The following is a 15785-nucleotide window of genomic DNA, read 5'->3' as shown; positions in this document are numbered from 1 at the left end:
CTTTCGGCGGTTCGACCGGTAGCCGGGGACAAGCGAGTCCCTCGTTGATCACGACGTGTCCGGTCCGACAGGAAACAGCCGCAACACCCACAGGGTCTCGAAGGGATACGATTCCTCCCGGACGGCCTCCGTTTCGAACCCTGCGTCGGCCGCGATCGATTCGACCACCTCCCGGTCGGTGAGGCTGCTCACGAGCAGGAGCACACACCCGCTGGATGCGAGCACACGCCCGACCTCTTCCAGGAACGGTTCGACCAGACGGCGACCGGTTTCCCCGCCCGAGAGTGCAGCTTCCATCCAGTCGTCCCACTCGTTGTCGGGATCGGTTGGGAGGTACGGCGGGTTGAACGTGACCACGTCGAAGCTGTCCGTTCGGAACGGGGAAACGAGATCGGCCCGCACCACCTCCAGCCCACGATCGCGCGCCTGCCTGCAGGCGTGCGGATTGACGTCGGCGGCGATCACACGAGCCTCGCGGGTCTCCCGGACCTGGGCTGCGACCCAGCCGGATCCGGTTCCGACCTCGAGCACCGCGTCGCCGGCCTCGACGGCCTCGACCGTCGCCGACGCCAGCAGCGCAGAATCTTCCGCCGGCTGGTAGACGTCGGTTTCCAGCCCGCGTCGCTCCGCGAGGTCGTCGGGGCGGGCCACGAGTTACTCCCCGCCGCCGGACACGACCCCGTGCTCGGCTGCGACCGCGGCCAGTTCCGCGAATCCCGCTGGGGAGAGCTCTCCCGGCCGTTTCGAGAGGGTGGTCTCGTCGACGGCACTCACGACTGCCGCGGGATCGTCCAGTCCGGAGATGTGGGCGGTGTTGCGGATCGCGTTCCGGACCGTTTTCCGGCGCTGGGTGAAAAGCGCCTTCACGAACCGGAGGAAGAACGCCTCGTCGTCGACGGTGTAGGCCGGCTCGCGCGGCGTCGCCCGGACGATCGCGCTTTCCACCGCCGGTTGCGGATCGAACGCCTCCGGCGGGACGACCTCGAGGAGTTCGACGTCGGCGTAATGCTGTGCGCTCACCGACAGGCGGCCGTACTCTGCCGTGTTCGGCTCGGCGACCATCCGTTCGGCGAACTCCCGCTGGAACGTCAACACCAGCGGTCGCTTTGCCGGGAGCAGCCGGAACGCGAGTTCACTCGAGACGCCGTACGGGAGGTTGGAGACGCAGGCGGTAAATGCCGGGAGTTCACACTCCAGGGCATCCGCCTCGATGACGGTGAGCGTTCCTTCTGTGATCTCCGCTTCGAACTCCTCCCGAAGAAACGAAGCGTACGTCGGGTCCCGTTCGATCACGGTGACGCTTCCGTCCGCAGGCGCAGCCGCAAGCAGGCGGTCGGTCAACGCGCCGGCGCCGCCGCCGACCTCGAGGACGTGGCTCCGGTCGGCCGACTCCGGGAGATACGTCGGGATCCTGTCGAGGACGCGGTCGTCCACCAGGAAGTGCTGGTCCCTGTCGGGATTCCCCCTGGCTCCGGCTCGCCGCACGAGTGCGTCCGGATCGCGAGATCCGGTCTCGACGTCGCTCCCGCCGGTCATTCGCTCCCGCCGTCCTCCCGGCGGACGAACGTCTTGTACTTGAGGTCCTCCTCGCGAAGTTCCTCGATGATTCGGTCGATGATGACTTCCTTCGGGCTGTGCAGCCCGCTGACCCGTTCGGTGATCTCCTCGAAGCTCTCGAAGGGCCCGCGTTTTCGCTCGTCGAGGATCGTGTTCCTGATCTTCTTTCCGACCCCCGGAAGCAGGTTCAGCTGGTGGAGCCGAAGGGTGATCGGCTGGGCGTCGTTGTAGAAGTCGACGAACCGACGCTCGTTGCGGTCGATCAACTCCTCGACGGCGTACTCGAGTTCGGACGTCGCGCTGCTCGAGAGGTCGTCGTATTCGATCTCCCGGATCCGCGAGATCCGTTCGTCCTGTTCGGGCTCGATTCTGATCCGATCGGTGATGTTCAGATCCGGGTCCTCCGTGAGCGTGAACTCGAACAGCCGGAACCGGTCCTCCCCGATCGCCTGGGCCACCGGCGACTTTTCGAACTGCGGGCGGGAGTCGTCCGGATGCCCGTGCGGGAAGTAGTCGAGCACGACCGCGTAGATCTCCTCCCCCTCGTCGGGCGAAGAGTCGAGAGAGTCTGAATCCGTCCCTTCCATATGCTCCGATACGACAACGGGCTACTTAAAAAATCGCCCGAGAAGCCCGGTGGTCGTTCGACCCCCCGTCCGTTCGGCGGGCACGGTCACGCGTATTTCGCGATGAGGTTGAGAACCTCGTCGAGTTCGTCGCCGTCGAGGCTGTACCGTTCCTGGGCGAACACCGCGCGAAGTTCCGTCCGGTCCTCCGGGAGGAGGTCGACGATCTTGATCGCCGTCTTCTCGTCGACCTTCTCCAGCTGCTGGAGCTCTTCGACGAGTTCGCGGGCCTCCTCGGGGTCCAGGAACGCGTACCGGTTGACGTGCTCGAGCGCGCGAGCGAGTTCGTATCGCAGCTCCCGGTCGTCCTCCAGCGCGCGCTCGGATTCGACCTGCGAAAGGTACTCTTTCGCCTCCGAGACAGTGAGATGCTCCTCGTCGATCTTCTCTTTGAATATCGTCATACTACCCCTGCTGGGCGCGGAGGTGTGCCGGATGCGCGATGACGGTCTTTTCTTTCCCGCCGTCGGTGATCGACACCTTGTAGGAAGATCCCTGCGTTCCGATCACTTCGCCGGTGTGGCCGCTGAACCGGGGGTGGAATCGCCCCTTGGGGACGCTCGGATCGATTTTGAGGTGGACCATCTGGCCTTCCTCGTACTCCTGGATCGCCCGCTGGGGTGGCGACTGTCCCCGCTCTCGGGGATGGTTGGCGAGCTTTTTCCGCGTTCCCTTCATGGGCCCATTCGAACTCGGCATAGTCGTACGTCCCTTTACTGCGGGTTCGATTATAAATGGTGCGTTCCCGATCCGTGGACGTGCCACTCTACCACACGGTAGAACGACTATATCTCATTCGATTGAACAGTAGATCATGTTTGGCATGCTCCGCCGGGTTCTCGACGCTCGGTCTCGCGGGGCTGACGGCGGCCGACTACCTCGTCGATAACGTCGTTCGAGAACGGGCGCCCCCGGCATCCAATACGGCTGTTCTCCCGTCCGGATCTCGAGGTGACTGTTCTGGTCTGCGAACTGTTCGTTCCGCCGATCATCAGCGGGGTTCCGATCGCACACGACCCCGACGATCACCGAACCTTCTTGGTCGCGACGGACGATTACCGGAAACGGCGGCTCGACGGGCGGGATGTCCCCCCGATGGGGGCCGGGTTCCTCGACGGAGCCCACGCGGCGTTGATCGAGCAGGGCATCGACTCGTCGCTGGGCGTCTGCGTCTTTGTCACGCCCGTGCATCCACAGTCGGTCGACGTCGACGCCGCCCTCCGGCTCGTCGAGACGATCGAAGACATACGCCATTCCGCTTTGCACGGGTGCGACCACAACGTTTTAACTGTGTTTCGGAAATTGATATTACTCGAACACCAGTAAACTCTTTACGGGCGGCTTCGAGCGTACGAACATGACGGATGACCTCCGGAACACGCTCGAGCGGTTCGGCGAACAGTTCAACCTCGGGGAATACGAGATCGAGGCCTACCTGACTGTTCTCGAGCGGGGGGAGCTCACGGCAAGCGAGATCGCCGACAGGACCGACATCCCGCAACCCCGCGTCTACGACACTGTCCGGAGTCTCTCGGATCGCGGGCTGGTCGAACTGCGGGAATCCCGTCCGATGAAGATCGTGGCAGTGGACCCCGAAGACGCCTTCGGGAACCTGGAGTCGTCGTTCGCCGAACTCGTCGCCGAACTCGAGGCCAGATACACGGCACCGGCACGGGAGACGGAGGCCGTCTCGCTGGTCAAGTCCCGGTCGACAATCCTCAGGTATCTCGAGGAAGTGATCGCCGACGCCGACTACGAACTTGCCCTGTCGCTGACTCCGGAGCTGTTGCGCCGGTTCCACGACGAACTCGCAGAGAAGATCGACGACGGGGTGAGCGTGGAACTGCTCGTGACGCCGGCCTCACGCGCCCCGGATCCGAGGGAGTACGACTACTTCGAGGTCGCGACGATCGCCCGGGCGCGACGGGGGATCACGACGCCGATCCTCGCGGTCGCCGACGGAGAGCACTCGGTGTACGCCACCCAGGACGCGCTGCGGGACGATCGCGACCGGTACGGCGTCATCTTCAACCGATCCGCGCTCGGATTCCTGGTGTCGGGCTTTTTCGGAACCGTGCTGTGGACGACTGCAGAGACCCTCGCGGCAGACGGCAAGGAACGCCCGTTCCCACGACATTACGCCTCCATCAGGCGTGCCGTGAAAGACATGCGGGAACTCGACGGGGAGTTCTACGCGGCCATCGAGGGACGGGACGTCGAAACGGGCGAGAACGTTCACGTCGAGGGAGAAGTCGTCGACGTCGCCTTCGAGGAGAGCGAGGAGGTGGCGTCGTTCGTCGTCGAAACCGACGACGGCGATCGCGTCCGGATCGGCGGCCTCGTGGCCGCCCTCGAGGAGGTCGAAGCCCAGGAGATCCTCCTGGATCGGGACGGAACCCCCTCCTTCGAGTGACCTGTCGGCAAACGCTCAGACAAATCCAACCGATTCGTTACTCGGGCAGCCGTTCGAAGTCGAACAGCACAGCCTCACACGACTCACACGCCAGTACCTCCCGACCGGGGCGTCGCTGCGTGCTGCCCGGGCCGCCACAACACCTGCTGATCGTCGTTTCGGCCGCGGGGCCGCCGCAGTCGGGACATCGATCCAGGAACAGCCGCAACGGTCTCGCCGCGGCGGTCCGAACGTCGGGGTCGATCCCCCGCTCGGCCAGCGTCTCGACGGCCGCGGTTTCCGCGATCGCGACCGGCCGCGACAGCCACACGTCGCGATCGCCCGCCAGGAGGATCCGCCCGTTATGGGACTGTGCCTCGATGTCCCCGCGAGCGGCCTCACCCGCCCGTTCGAGCAGTTCGGATTCGGAAGCAGCAGCAAGCTCTTCCATCCGGTCCTCCCAGTCTGTCTCGAACGGTTCCGACAGGTGGAGTTCGTCGTCGCCCTCGAGGACGCCGGCCCGGAACAGTTCCTCGAGGACCGCGTCGGGGGCGGGCGAGTCGAGGTCGTCCGCGAGCGAGTCGGAATCGGGATCGGTCCCGTATCCGTGGGAGAATCCGACGTCGATCGGGAGCCGTTCGACGAGCCACGGGGCGAACTGCGGGGTGTACGGGACGACGTAGCCGCGCAGATACACGAGGAGTAACCCCCCGAGGAGAACGGCCAGTGCTGCCAGCGGCCAGACTACGGCGACGGCGACGGTTACGATCCCGATCAGAATCGTGTTCAGCACGGTACAGGGCCAACAGCGGCGATCGCCCGTGTAGGCCGGTTCGCGTACCCTGTCGAGTGCCGACATGTTGCTGGATGGTTGCCCCCGGCGTATAAAAGCCTGCAGGCTGCCGTACAAAGTTATAATTTATATAACAACAACAGGTGTAGTAACACGTCCCAAATCTATATACGGGTGGTACACATACCCACCCAACTGTAATGGTCGATACTGACTCCCAACGCGATTCGAAACGGAGTGGCGTCTCCAGACGGCGGTTCGTGCAAGCGGCTGGAGCATCGGGCGTAATGGTCGGCGTCGCGGGCTGTCTCGGCGACGACGAGGACCAGCCGATCGAGATCACGATGGACGGCGAGTGGGTGGGGATCGAGGACGAGGTGATCCAGTCCCTGTACGACGCCGGACTCGACGAGAGCATCGAGGTCGAGATCCTGCCGGGCGACTTCGAGACCGGCGAACGGCGCGCCGATTTCACCTCGGCGCTGGACGCCGGTCGTTCGAGCCCGGACATCTTCATGATGGACTCCGGCTGGACGATCCCGTTCATCATCCGCGAACAGCTGGTCAACCTGGAGGAGGAACTGTCCGACGAGACCCTGAACACAATCCATAGCGACTACCTCCCGGCCGCGGTCGACACCGCGAGCCATCCGGAAACCGGCGATCTCTACGGTGTTCCCCTGTTCCCGGACTACCCGATGATGCACTACCGGAAGGATCTGGTCGAGGAAGCCGGCTACGATCCGGAGGGGGAAAACTGGGCGACAGAGCCGATGTCCTGGCAGGAGTTCGCCGAAATGGCGGCTGACGTCTGGGAGTACCACGGCGGCGAAGCCGAGTTCGACTACGCGTTTACGACACAGGGGGACAACTACGAGGGGACCTCCTGCTGTACGTTCAACGAGATGATGACGTCGATGGGCGGTGCCTACTTCGGGGATCACGAGAACCTCTTCGGCCCGGTCGGCGAACGTCCGATCACCGTGAACGAGGAGCCGGTCCTCGACACGATCCGGATGATGCGGTCGTTCATGCACGGTCCCGACGCCGATAACGCGGATCCGGACATCCCCCAGATCTCGACATCGGACCTCGTCGAATTCACCGAGGAACCGTCCCGCGAGCCGTTCACGGGCGGCAACGCGATTTTCCACCGGAACTGGCCGTACGTCATTCCGATCAACGCCGAGGACGCCGCCTTCGACTTCGAGGATCACGCGGCGATGCCGCTGCCGTACGGCGTCGAAGCGGGGCAGGGAAGCTACGACGGAACCGGCGGGACGGCCCACGCGCTCGGCGGCTGGCACCTCACTGTCAACCCGGAAACGGGACGCCTCGACGAGGCGCTCCAGGTGCTCGAGGCGTTCGTCGACGAGGACGTCATGTTGAGCAACTTCGAACTCGGCGGCTACATCCCGCCGAACCCTTCGGTCACCGAACAGGCGGATCCGGACGCGGTCGGCCCGATGGGCCGGTTCCTCGAGACGCTGGCGGTCGCCGGCGAGAACACCGTCCCGCGGCCGGTGACGGCGGTGTGGCCGGAACAGTCGCCGGAGATCTCCTCCGAGATCCACGACGCATATCAAGGGGACAAGACGCCTGAGGAAGCGATGGCGGATCTCGAAGAGTCGCTGGCGACGACCGAAGAAGGATAGCGAGGGCCGACTCGAATGCCTCCCGATTCCCAGGGCGAAAGCGGGACACGGCTCCTCGCCCGTCCGCTCAACTGGCTCGAGACCCGGAGCGAGGAGGTGTACGCGTACATCTTGCTGATCCCGTCGTTCCTGCTTTTGGGCGTGATCGCGTTCTACCCGCTGGTGGAGACGTTCCGGTTTTCGCTGCTTGCAGACGAGGTCGCTGCCGCTGATCCGTTCGGCGAGTTCGTGGGCCTCGACAATTATATCGCGCTTCTGGCCGGCGAAGCCCGCATTCCACGGCAGTTCCTCGACATCGTCTTCACCGGACAGTTCCCGTTTGTCGAACTCGGAACGCCGTTCTTCCGGCAGGCGATAATGGTGACGCTGGCGTTCGCGATCATCAGCGTGCTGTTCGAAACGTTGATCGGCTTCGGTCAGGCGCTGGTGATCAACCAGGACTTCTACGGCCGGCGCTGGGTGCGCGTCGCGATCATCATCCCGTGGGCGATCCCCATCGTCATCCAGGCGATGATTTTCTTTTTGATCTTCAATCCCACGATCGGCTTCGGGACCGAGTTCATGCAGTGGCTCGGTATCTTCGGCGACAATCCGCTGGCCAGCAGCCGCGACTCGTTTATCATCGTGCTGGTCGCGGACATCTGGAAGACGGCGGCGTTCATGGCGTTGCTCATCCTCGCAGGGCTCCAGAGCATCGATCGGGGGCTCTACGACGTCGCGAGGGTCTCGGGTGCCTCCCCGTGGCAGCGCTTCAAGTTCATCACACTGCCGCTGGTGATGCCGGCGCTTTTGGTCGCGATGCTGTTCCGCACGATGGACGCGATGCGGATCTACGGCCTGATCGACGCGACGGCCGGCTGTCAGACGGTCCCGTCGCTGACCTGCCTCGTGATTATCTCCCTGCAGCAGACCCGCCGGTGGGCGACCGCGTCGGCGGTCGCGTTCTTGACGGCTGTCGTGATCGGTCTCCTGGTAATCGTCTACCTGTGGGGGCTCCGTGATACCGATGGAGGGATCTCATGACCGACGACGAACACCCCGACATCGCGGCGATGGATCGGACCGAGGAGCCGGAACTGGACCGCGGCGCGGTCGAGGCGTGGGCAGCCAGGATGATCTCCAACCCCGACCGGGCCTACCGTGCGGCCTTTTATACGGCGACGGTGGTGTTTCTCGTCACGACGCTTTTCCCCTTCTACTGGCTGTTCGTGCTCGCGGTGACGCCGCGGGCACAACTCGGCGACACCGGGGCCTTCACGCCCGGTGGAACGCCGCGGGCGGACGTGGAACTCCCGCTCATCGACGCGACGATCGGGATCCCCGTCGGCCTCCCGACTGACCTGAACGTGCTCGCGTTCGTCGAAATCTTCCAGACGATTCCCTTCCACCGGTACGTCTTCAACAGCTTCCTGATCGCCACGATGGCGACAGTCATCGTGTTGTTCGTCGGGAGCCTGGCCGGCTACGTCTTCGGTCGGCTCCGGTTCCGGGGGAAGAACCCGCTGTTGTTGCTGGTGCTCGTCACCTCGTTTTTCCCGCCGGCGGCGTTCTTCGTCCCTCTCAACAGACTGTTCAACCGGAACGTCGACGTCCTCCGACCGATCATGGCGGACGGATCGCTGTACAACACCCCCTACGCGATCTTCGTCCCGCTGTCGGCGATCTTCCTCCCGTTGTCGATATTTATCCTGATGACGTTCTATTCACAGATCCCCGACGGTCTCGAGGACGCCGCTCGCATCGAGGGGACGACCCGACTCGGTGCCCTGTTTCGGGTAATCGTCCCCCTATCGGCACCCGGCGTCGCAACCGCAGGTGTGTTGACCTTCATCGCCGTGTACAACGAGTACTTCTTCTCCTCGCTCATGACGGACGGCCGTCACCAGAACTGGGCACCGATGCTGGAGGGAATCCTCCGGTTCCAGGGCGAGTTCGAGGTGCTGTTCAACCTCATGGCTGCAGCAAGCATCGTCGCCGTGTTGCCGGTGGCGATACTGGTCATCGTCGCACAGGAAAAGATCGTCAGCGGACTCACCGCGGGAGCAGTCAAAGAGTAACCATGGCATCAGTCACGCTCGAAAACATCACGAAACGGTACGAGGACGTAACGGCAGTCGAAGACATGAACCTGGAGGTCGAACACGGCGAGTTCCTCACGCTGGTTGGCCCCTCCGGGTGTGGGAAGTCGACGACGATGGAGACGATCGCCGGCCTCACGCTTCCAACGGAGGGGAGTGTCTACATCGGCGACAGGGAAGTGACGAACCTCCCGCCGAAGGACCGTGGCATCTCGATGGTGTTCCAGAACATCGCGCTGTTCCCGCACATGGACGTGTACGACAACATCTCGTTTGGTCTCCGGCTCCGGAAGTACGACCAGGAGGAGGTGGACCGTCGCGTCGAGGAGGCCGCCGACATCGTGCAACTCGAAGGGATGATGGACCGGATGCCCTCGGAGATGTCGGGCGGACAGCGCCAGCGTGTGGCGATCGCCCGCGCCATCGTGCGCGAACCCGACGTGTTCTTGATGGACGAGCCGCTGGCGAACCTCGATGCGGAACTGCGCGTCCACATGCGAACCCAACTGCAGCGGCTCCACCGCCAGCTGGACACGACGATCGTCTACGTCACCCACGACCAGGCACAGGCGATGACGATGTCCGACCGCATCGCCGTCATCGACGGCGGCAGACTCCAGCAGGTCGCGCCGCCGCTCGAGTGTTACAACGAGCCGACGAACCTCTTTGTCGCCGGCTTCATCGGCTCGCCGGCGATGAACTTCGTCGACGGTGTAATCGAGGAAGACGGCTTCGATTCCGAGTACGTCACCGTACCGCTGAACCCCGCCGACCAGGGCGTCGAGCCCGCACAGGACGTAACACTCGGCGTTCGTCCCGAAGACGTCTATCTCGCGGATGATCAGCGAAAGGCACAGGAACCGACTGATCCGATCGACGCGGTGGTCGATGTCATGGAACCGATGGGCGATGAGGTGTTCGTGTATCTGCTGTTCGACAGGGATGTCGAAGCCAGTGCCGAGGGACGCGGAACGGGACAGTTGCTGATCAGCCTGTCGCCCGACACCGACGTCACCGAAGGGGAAGACGTGAAGGTCGTCGCCGACCGGAACAAGATTCACCTCTTCGATACGGACAGCGGGAATGCGATCACCCACGGGTTGACGTAGGCGACACGTAAGCGACCGAACTCCGCGTTCGGTAGCCCGTCATCGTTCGATGACAGAAGACGACGGACGCTTGGATGACAGAAGACGACGGACACGTTGATGACAGAAGACGACGGACGCTATCGACGTCCACCACCCGGCCGTGAAGCTGCCGCATCTCGCTCCCCGGAGCGTCGGATCTGGTACGGCTACGGCCAACTCGCCCGGGGGAAGAAAGACCCGCTCGGCATGTTTCTCCACGACGTGATACGCGTTTTCGGGGAGGTGGCTGTCCTGGGGCTTCCAGCATTACTGTACATCTGGCAGTATCCGCGCACGGAGTTCGTCGACGTCACAGCGATGGCGCTCGTCGCATGGGTCACGATGACGATTGTTGGGGCCCTGGTCCGCGGCGGCTGGATCCACCCGCTCTGGACCGCCATCCCCGGCTGGGTGACGCTCGCGCCCTCGTTGCTCGTGCTTCGAGTCGGGTATTTCAACCTCACACTATTGGCCGCGGCGTTCGGCGGGCTTTCCCTCTCGGGAGCCACCTCCCGACCCTGGCTCGGCTTGCTCGTGTCCGGAATCGTCGCTACCGTGGCGACGCTCCTGTTTCCGCGGACCGTGGACGAATTCATGGCCAGACGACGGTAGGTGAGAGGCCACAGGTTCAGAGCGTCGAAATCAGGTGAATTCGTCGCCGTGGGCTCAGATGAACTGATCCACGACCCGACCGATGCCGGGAAGACGGAACCGTCTCCCACGGGCGGCCTGGACCAGCAACACGATCCAGAGAACGAACGCGAAAAGCCCCAGCGCGGACGAAAGCAACGCGAACGTCGCCGGGAGCGCGGTACCGGGTGCCAACACGCCGAGTACCCCTCCCAGCAACTCGAGCAGGAGAACGAGCGCGAAGATACCCCCGAACGTAACGATGCTCTGTGTGGCGTGGAACCGCACGTACTCGTCGTCCGCCAGGACGTAGAAAAACAGCCCCGAGATGAACGTAAGCGAATAGGCGAGCGCACCCGCGAGATTCCTCTCGAGCCCGAGCACGACCGTCGGTTCGTCCCGATCGGCGGAACCGGACATGCGGGACCTTCACCGGTTATCGTCCGTTCCGGAAACGGAATAAAACCACCCGTCCAGTGGCGACAATAGACCCCGTCTCGAGGGCGGACTGATGAACGTGATATTTAACAACCGAGGTAGTTAATCGGAACTCATGAGCCTCGAAGACGTTCGCGTCGGCGTCGTGGGACTGGGCGGTATCGGCAGCCACCACGCCGAACGCCTCCGGGAATCCGACGCGCGGCTGGTCGGCGGGATGGACATCGACGCGGACGCGCGTGCCCGGTTCGCAGAGCAGTTCGACGTACCGACGTACGGCGACGTCGACGAACTATTCGACCGGGTCGACGCGGCGTTCGTCACGACGCCGAACCGGTTTCACGAGGAGTACGCGGTCCGGGCCTTCGAGTCGGGGATCGACGTGTTGCTCGAGAAACCCCTCGCTCACACGCTCGAGAGCGCAGAGCGGATCGCCGACGCCGCGGCCGACGCCGACGGCTTCTGTATGCTGGGGTTTCACAACCGCTTTGCGGGCTCGACGGAGGCGTTCACACACTACCGACGCGAGGGACGGTTCGGCGATATCACACACGTCGAAGCGAACTTCCTGCGGCGGCGCGGGATCCCTGGGCGGGGGTCGTGGTTCACCGATCTGGACGTCGCGGGCGGCGGCGCACTCGTCGACGTCGGCGTCCACGCGCTCGATCTCGCCCTTTACGTGATGGGTCACCCGACAGTCGTGGAGGTGTCCGGCCAGACTCGTGCGGAGTTCGGAACCAGCGACGAGTACGCGTTCGTCGAGATGTGGGGCGAGGACTGCGGCCCGGACGGGTTCGATGTCGAGGACTCGGCGACGGCGTTTCTCCGGACTGCAGACGGCGCGACGATCTCGCTGGAGGTCGCCTGGGCGGCGAACCGCCCGGACACCAGAGAGGCGGTCGTCCGCGGCACCGACGCTGGCGCGTCGTTCGACGTCGGGGGCGACGAACTGACGATCTACGAGGCCGACCCCGGCGGCGGAAATCACCTGGCTGACACGGAGATCACAACTCGGTCACGGGACGCGTACGCCGCCGAGCAACGGGCGTTCCTCGAGGCGGTCGGCGCCGGGGAGCCTCCCGAACGAAACACCGTCGATGAAGGGCTCCAGGTACAGCGGATCGTCGACGCGATCTACCGGTCGGCCGAGGACGGGCGGGCCGTTCGGCTGGATTGAACGTGGCCGGGAGCGTCCCCGGGAACGGCCCGGGAGTCGGTGTGGCCTGAAACTTTATTCACTCGGTTGTATATCTTTGAGACATGGAAATCGGCGTACTCACCGTTCCGCTCGGGAACCGATCGAGGGACGAAGCGTTCGCGGCGCTTGCGGATCTCGGCGTCGACGCCGTCGAACTCGGCGTCGGCGGCTGGCCCGGGGAGGATCACGTGGATCGGCGGGTCACCCTCGGCGACGAGGCCGAACAGTCCAAACTGCACGACCAGCTGGAGGAACACGGCTTCCGGATCTCGGCGCTTGCCACCCACAACAACCCGCTGCATCCCGACGAGGCTCGCGCACGGGAGGCCGACACCGAACTTCGCGAGGCGATCCGGCTGGCCGATCAGCTCGAGGTGGGGACCGTCACCTGCTTTTCTGGGCTGCCCGCCGGCGGACCGAACGACGAGGTGCCAAACTGGGTGACTGCGCCGTGGCCCACCGAACACGCCGAGGCCCACGAGTACCAATGGGTGGAGGTAGCGATCCCGTACTGGCAGGACCTGGCAGCGTTCGCCGACGACCACGGTGTGGATCTCGCAATCGAGATGCACCCGAACATGCTGGTGTACGAGCCGCGCGGGATGCTCCGACTCCGCGAGGCGACCAACGAACGGGTGGGCGCGAACTTCGACCCCTCGCACCTCTACTGGCAGGGGATCGACGTCACCGCGGCGATCCGCCTGCTGGGCGGGGTGGACGCGATCCACCACGTCCACGCCAAGGACACCCGGGTGTACGAGGCGAACGCCCGGGAGAAGGGCGTCCTCGACACCACCGACTACACCGACGAGGTGAACCGATCGTGGCTGTTCCGATCGATCGGCTACGGTCACGGCGAGGAGCACTGGAAGGACGTCGTCTCCACGCTCCGGATGGTCGGCTACGAGGGGGCGCTGTCGATCGAACACGAGGACTCGCTGACCTCCTCGATGGAGGGGCTCGAAAAGGCCGTCGACGTCCTCGAGCGCGCCGTCTTCGACACCACGCCCGGGGAGGCCTACTGGGCGGAGTGAGGTGATTCACGTGACTGAGACACTTGCCGTCGGAATGCTGGGGTATCGTTTCATGGGCAAAGCACACTCGAACGCGCTCGCCCGCCTGCCGATGTTCTTCCCGGACGCGCCGGAGGTGTCCAGGGAGGTGCTGATCGGGCGCGACGAGACGGCGCTTTCGGAGGCTGCCGATCGGTTCGGCTTCGAACGCACGGCGACCGACTGGCGCGAGGTCGTCGACGAGGTGGACGTCCTTTATAATCTGGGACCGAACCACCTCCACCCCGAGCCGTCGATGGCGGCACTGGAGGCGGGGACGCACGTCCTGTGTGAGAAACCGCTCGCACCGACGCTCGAGGAGGCGGTCCGGATGCGCGAGGCCGCTGCCGGCAGCGACGCGATCGCGGGAACCGCGTTCAACTACCGGTTCCTGCCCGCGATCCGGTACGCGAAGGGGCTGATCGAGGACGGCGAACTCGGGGAGATCCACCACGTCAGAGGGCGCTACCTGCAGGACTGGCTGGTCGACCCCGAGGCGCCGTGGGCGTGGCGTCTGGACGAGGAGCTCGCGGGGTCGGGGACGCTCGGCGACCTCGGCGCGCACACGCTCGATCTGGCGGAGTTTCTGGTGGGCGAGGTCGCGGGGGGGATCGAACGCGTCTCCGGCCAGCTGCGAACGTTCGTCGACGAGCGTCCGGTCCTGGACGAGGACGGCGAAACCGAAGAATACCGTCAAGTGACCGTCGACGACGCCTACACCGCCCAGGCGGCGTTCGAGAACGGCGCGGTCGGAACCTTCGAGGCGTCGCGGTTCGCCACCGGGCACAAGAACGACCACACGATCGAGATCCACGGATCGAAGGGGAGCCTCCGGTTCTCCCTGGAGCGACTGAACGAACTCGAACTGTATCGGGAGGGGAACCGCGGCTACGAGACGATCCTGGTGACCGACGAGACGGATCCGTACGTCGACCGGTGGTGGCCGCCCGGACACGTGCTCGGCTGGGAACACACGTTCGTCCACGAGAACTACGAGTTCCTCTCGTCGGTCGCGGCCGGCGAGGCGTTCTCGCCGTCGTTTTCGGAGGCCTGTCGGGTCCAGCGTCTCCTCGAGGCGATCCAGCGCAGCGACGAGCGCGACGAGTGGATCACCCTCGACGACGTGTAGGGCCCCCGCTTCCGTTCGCCTTCTGTCTCAGGGACACCGCTCGTCGATGATCCGATCCACGATGGCGGTACTCGAGAGGATTTCACTCTCGTACTGCGGGGAACGGCGGGTGGCCCGTTCCACCCGACAGCCGAACCCCCGGTCGCGCAGCGCCTCCCGGATGGCGTCGGCGTCGTGGTGTTGGTCGTAGCCCAGTACAATCGCGTCGGGATCGATCCGTTCGATCGGGACGAAGATGTCCTCGGGGTGTCCGAGGTGGGCCTTGTCGACGACCGAGAGGGCGGCGACGACGTCACGGCGCTGGCGGTCAGGGAGCACGGGAGGATCCTTGTGGGTGACGTTCTCCCGCCGGGCGACGATGACGTGCAACTCGTCGCCGTACGTCGCGGCGTCCTCGAGATAGTGGACGTGGCCGGGGTGCAACAGGTCGAACGTTCCCTGGGCGACGACCCGGTCGAGGTCGCCGTCGTCGTCGGCCTCGGCTTCCTCCCCGGAATCACTTCCGGCGGTCATCGGTACTCCTCGTCCCGGATCTCGGCGTCGATGTCTTCCTGAGTGAAGTCGAAGAACTGCTCTTCGGGGAGTTCGACGTCGATCACGTCGAGTTTCGTCTGTTCGCCCTCGTTGTCGAACGCCCGCCAGTCACCCCAGCCGTACGGTGCGCCGACGATGATGTGAACCTGACCCTGCCCGAACGTCATGAGGTCCTCGTCGCTCGGGCGGAGCACGCCGTTCGGGTGGGAGTGGACCGAGCCGACGCTTCGGATGTCGTTTGGCTTCATGTTGGTCTTCACGGTCGCGCTCATCGGGTTCGAGACGGTCCCAGGAATGACGAGCACGTCGGTGATCACCTGTCCGTCCCGGTCGAGACCCAGCTTGCGGGCGTCATCGGCGCGGAGAAAGCCCATGTACTCGTTGGGATGTGTCTCCTCGCACGCCTCGAGGATGAACTCCATTGTCTCCCGGGCGATCCCGAGGAGTTCGCGCGACCGGAACAGACGCATGTACGTTCTTCGGGGTCGTTGCCTCCTAAGGATTCCGGACCCGTTCCGTCGTTGCCTCCGACGGATCCTTGACGCGATCCGTCGCGGAGCCCCCGCCGTACGG

Annotated in this window: 18 protein-coding genes and 1 pseudogene; 10 read left to right on the top strand and 9 right to left on the bottom strand. The window is 64.6% G+C overall.

The window, feature by feature from the left end:
* Nucleotides 1–48 precede the first annotated feature (48 nt).
* The 5 genes from AArcSl_RS04985 to AArcSl_RS04965 all read right to left on the bottom strand — a co-directional run bounded on the left by AArcSl_RS04985 (nt 49) and on the right by AArcSl_RS04965 (nt 2882).
* On the bottom strand, nt 49–651 hold the full coding sequence (locus tag AArcSl_RS04985; protein ID WP_119815872.1) for a HemK2/MTQ2 family protein methyltransferase: 603 nt from the start codon (nt 649–651) through the stop codon (nt 49–51).
* A gap of 3 nt (nt 652–654) precedes the next feature.
* Nucleotides 655–1536 (bottom strand): 16S ribosomal RNA methyltransferase A, encoded by an 882-nt coding sequence (locus AArcSl_RS04980; RefSeq protein ID WP_119815869.1) that lies wholly within the window; start codon nt 1534–1536, stop codon nt 655–657.
* Nucleotides 1533–2144, bottom strand: coding sequence for a DUF655 domain-containing protein (locus AArcSl_RS04975; protein ID WP_119815866.1), 612 nt, complete (start codon nt 2142–2144; stop codon nt 1533–1535). The genes AArcSl_RS04980 and AArcSl_RS04975 overlap by 4 nt, the downstream gene beginning before the upstream one ends.
* A gap of 86 nt (nt 2145–2230) precedes the next feature.
* The gene (locus tag AArcSl_RS04970; protein WP_119815864.1) at nt 2231–2587 is read right to left on the bottom strand and encodes an RNA polymerase Rpb4 family protein; all 357 of its coding nucleotides are present in this window, start codon (nt 2585–2587) and stop codon (nt 2231–2233) included.
* A gap of 1 nt (nt 2588) precedes the next feature.
* On the bottom strand, nt 2589–2882 hold the full coding sequence (locus AArcSl_RS04965; RefSeq protein ID WP_119815861.1) for a 50S ribosomal protein L21e: 294 nt from the start codon (nt 2880–2882) through the stop codon (nt 2589–2591).
* Between the two features lie 131 nt (nt 2883–3013).
* Between AArcSl_RS04965 and AArcSl_RS04960 the strand changes: the two are divergent.
* Nucleotides 3014–3428 (top strand): annotated as a pseudogene (locus AArcSl_RS04960) (proteasome assembly chaperone family protein); the annotation flags it as partial.
* 112 nt (nt 3429–3540) lie between these two features.
* The gene (gene trmB / locus AArcSl_RS04955) at nt 3541–4596 is read left to right on the top strand and encodes an HTH-type sugar sensing transcriptional regulator TrmB (RefSeq protein ID WP_119815858.1); all 1056 of its coding nucleotides are present in this window, start codon (nt 3541–3543) and stop codon (nt 4594–4596) included.
* A 37-nt stretch (nt 4597–4633) separates the two neighbouring features.
* Here the strand turns inward: trmB and AArcSl_RS04950 are convergent, their stop codons facing one another.
* Nucleotides 4634–5434, bottom strand: coding sequence for a hypothetical protein (locus AArcSl_RS04950; protein ID WP_119815855.1), 801 nt, complete (start codon nt 5432–5434; stop codon nt 4634–4636).
* Between the two features lie 134 nt (nt 5435–5568).
* Between AArcSl_RS04950 and AArcSl_RS04945 the strand changes: the two genes are divergently transcribed.
* The 5 genes from AArcSl_RS04945 (at nt 5569) to AArcSl_RS04925 (ending at nt 10843) form a co-directional block, all read left to right on the top strand.
* Entirely contained in the window at nt 5569–7023 is a 1455-nt protein-coding gene (locus tag AArcSl_RS04945) for a substrate-binding domain-containing protein (protein WP_119815853.1), read from the top strand.
* A gap of 15 nt (nt 7024–7038) precedes the next feature.
* Nucleotides 7039–8046 (top strand): carbohydrate ABC transporter permease, encoded by a 1008-nt coding sequence (locus AArcSl_RS04940; RefSeq protein ID WP_119815850.1) that lies wholly within the window; start codon nt 7039–7041, stop codon nt 8044–8046.
* The gene (locus AArcSl_RS04935; protein ID WP_119815846.1) at nt 8043–9080 is read left to right on the top strand and encodes a carbohydrate ABC transporter permease; all 1038 of its coding nucleotides are present in this window, start codon (nt 8043–8045) and stop codon (nt 9078–9080) included. Before AArcSl_RS04940 ends, AArcSl_RS04935 begins: the two co-directional genes overlap by 4 nt.
* 2 nt (nt 9081–9082) lie before the next feature.
* The gene (locus tag AArcSl_RS04930; protein ID WP_119815843.1) at nt 9083–10210 is read left to right on the top strand and encodes an ABC transporter ATP-binding protein; all 1128 of its coding nucleotides are present in this window, start codon (nt 9083–9085) and stop codon (nt 10208–10210) included.
* 99 nt (nt 10211–10309) lie between these two features.
* Nucleotides 10310–10843, top strand: coding sequence for a hypothetical protein (locus AArcSl_RS04925; RefSeq protein ID WP_119815840.1), 534 nt, complete (start codon nt 10310–10312; stop codon nt 10841–10843).
* 54 nt (nt 10844–10897) lie between these two features.
* On the opposite strand, the gene AArcSl_RS04920 is transcribed toward AArcSl_RS04925, so the two are convergent.
* Entirely contained in the window at nt 10898–11281 is a 384-nt protein-coding gene (locus AArcSl_RS04920) for a DUF4870 domain-containing protein (protein ID WP_119815838.1), read from the bottom strand.
* Between the two features lie 133 nt (nt 11282–11414).
* Here AArcSl_RS04920 and AArcSl_RS04915 point away from each other — a divergent pair, with 133 nt between their 5' ends.
* The 3 genes from AArcSl_RS04915 to AArcSl_RS04905 all read left to right on the top strand — a co-directional run bounded on the left by AArcSl_RS04915 (nt 11415) and on the right by AArcSl_RS04905 (nt 14678).
* Complete coding sequence (locus AArcSl_RS04915; RefSeq protein WP_119815835.1) at nt 11415–12476, top strand: Gfo/Idh/MocA family protein; 1062 nt, start codon at nt 11415–11417, stop codon at nt 12474–12476.
* Nucleotides 12477–12559: 83 nt separating this feature from the next.
* A complete protein-coding gene (locus AArcSl_RS04910) occupies nt 12560–13531 on the top strand; it encodes a sugar phosphate isomerase/epimerase family protein (protein ID WP_119815832.1) in 972 nt (323 codons plus the stop codon).
* Between the two features lie 10 nt (nt 13532–13541).
* On the top strand, nt 13542–14678 hold the full coding sequence (locus AArcSl_RS04905) for a Gfo/Idh/MocA family protein (RefSeq protein WP_217563500.1): 1137 nt from the start codon (nt 13542–13544) through the stop codon (nt 14676–14678).
* Nucleotides 14679–14705: 27 nt separating this feature from the next.
* Here AArcSl_RS04905 and AArcSl_RS04900 read toward each other — a convergent pair whose 3' ends face one another.
* Both AArcSl_RS04900 and AArcSl_RS04895 read right to left on the bottom strand, forming a co-directional pair.
* A complete protein-coding gene (locus AArcSl_RS04900; protein WP_119815826.1) occupies nt 14706–15191 on the bottom strand; it encodes an adenylyltransferase/cytidyltransferase family protein in 486 nt (161 codons plus the stop codon).
* Complete coding sequence (locus AArcSl_RS04895; protein WP_119815823.1) at nt 15188–15682, bottom strand: Mov34/MPN/PAD-1 family protein; 495 nt, start codon at nt 15680–15682, stop codon at nt 15188–15190. Before AArcSl_RS04895 ends, AArcSl_RS04900 begins: the two co-directional genes overlap by 4 nt.
* Nucleotides 15683–15785: the final 103 nt, after the last annotated feature.

The sequence above is a fragment of the Halalkaliarchaeum desulfuricum genome (assembly GCF_002952775.1).
In the GTDB taxonomy this organism is placed as follows: domain Archaea; phylum Halobacteriota; class Halobacteria; order Halobacteriales; family Haloferacaceae; genus Halalkaliarchaeum; species Halalkaliarchaeum desulfuricum.
Note: the sequence above shows the minus strand (reverse complement) of the source record. Positions and strands in the feature narration are given on the sequence as shown.